This window comes from Streptomyces sp. P9(2023) (assembly GCF_032436795.1).
GTDB lineage: Bacteria > Actinomycetota > Actinomycetes > Streptomycetales > Streptomycetaceae > Streptomyces.
The window spans coordinates 1-264 of the sequence record NZ_JAUPWM010000556.1 but is presented as its reverse complement, the minus strand read 5'-3'; the positions used below and the strand labels follow the sequence as shown (position 1 = coordinate 264).

The window sequence follows — 264 nt, the reverse complement described above, 5'->3', positions numbered from 1 at the left end:
CGCGCTTGAGATGGCGACAAGTGAGGATGTGATCGCCGGACTTTTCGCATGGCAGGGCGCATTGCAGGCAATTGGCCAAGACATTATTGAGCTTGACCGCCTGATATCTGGATTCACTAGCAATACAGAGGAAGACGCCTCAAGCATTGGCTTCTCGTTCGCTGAGATCCCGGCCAATATCCGCGCCGCAATTCAGATTGCAACGGTAGAGATTGCCAGCTTCATTGATGCCCAGCTAAACGGCATTCAGGCGCTCGCTGCTGC

At 54.2% G+C, this 264-nt stretch carries 1 protein-coding gene; it reads left to right on the top strand.

All coding sequences use genetic code 11. The features are described 5' to 3' along the window. Positions 1 to 264, top strand: a 264-nt coding sequence (locus tag Q5762_RS38685) for a hypothetical protein (RefSeq protein ID WP_315896999.1), incomplete at both ends; no start/stop codon positions are given.